1 protein-coding gene is annotated in these 1,084 nt (G+C 75.1%); it reads right to left on the bottom strand.

Annotated features, from left to right (window positions below; translation table 11 throughout):
• Nucleotides 1-1,070: hypothetical protein (locus HIR71_RS16255; RefSeq protein ID WP_211374333.1), on the bottom strand; the 1,070-nt coding region annotated here is incomplete at its 3' end.
• Between the last annotated feature and the right edge of the window lie 14 nt (nucleotides 1,071-1,084).

The raw sequence follows: 1,084 nt of genomic DNA, 5'->3' as shown, positions 1-1,084 counted from the left end.
CCCGGCGTCACCCCGCCGGGGTTGACCAGGTCGTCCGCGCCGTGTCCGAGCCCGCCCGGGCCCTGGCCGCCGCCGGTGCCGCCGCCCACGGTTGCGGGCTCGGGCACGCGCACCGGTGCGGGCGCCTCGGCGTCGATCCTGGGCGTCGCCTCGGGCACCGCGTCGGGGTTTCGCACGGGCGGCGCGCCCGCCGCGAGGTCGTCGAGCGCCCCGGTCGGTAGGTCGAGGCTGGTGGTCGGGATCTCGGGGACGCGGATGGCGTCACCCAGGCCCTCGGTGGCGAGCCGCATCCCGGTCAGGAGGTCGCCGAGCTTGGGGAGGACGACCTTGCCGCCCATGATGCCGAGCGCGATCGGGTCGGTGAAGTCGACGATGCGCGCGCCCTTGGCCAGCCAGGACGCGGTCCGGCCCGCGGTTCCGGCGGCGGTCGCGGCGCCCTTGGTGCCGGCCACGGCCGCGCCGGCCGGGATGAAGATCGTGGCGATGTTGAAGACCGCCCCCCCGGCGGCGCGGCCCGGGTCGTCCTGCCAGGTGTCGTACGCGATCAGGCCCTTGCCGAGGCCGAGCCAGGCGTCGCCCGCGTTGCCCCAGGACCACTCGCCCCCGGCGTACCCGATCAGGGAGCCCATGCCGATCCAGGAGCTCTTCATCGTGTCCCAGCTCCAGGACCAGCCGTCGATCCCGACGAGCATGCCGAGCCCGGTGACCGTGCCCCACAGGCCGTCGACGATCACCCCGTCCCACACGAACCGCTTCACGCCGACCGCCGCGGACTTGGGGCAGTGGTCCTTGCGCTGGACCTCGCTGCCCCAGGGCATCGCGGCGTCGGTGGGGATCTCCCCGACGCCGTAGCCGAGCGGGTCGTTCTCCCCGGTCGCGGCGCGCCACGGCTCGGCCCCGTACAGCGCGCGGATCGCGTTGGCGCACGCCCGCTCGGCCTCCCACAGGGCCACCTGCTGGGCGTTCACCCGCGAGATCAGCGCGGTGTTCTCGTCGACCAGGCCCTGGTCGTACTCCCACTCGGCGTTCGAGGCGATCGTGGACCGGAACGCGTACGCGTCGGACCTCACCCGCGCCAGCGCCG

The organism is Cellulomonas fimi, from assembly GCF_012952065.1.
In the GTDB taxonomy this organism is placed as follows: domain Bacteria; phylum Actinomycetota; class Actinomycetes; order Actinomycetales; family Cellulomonadaceae; genus Pengzhenrongella; species Pengzhenrongella fimi_A.
The sequence above is the reverse complement of the archived record's forward strand: the minus strand, read 5'-3'. Positions and strand labels throughout refer to the sequence as shown.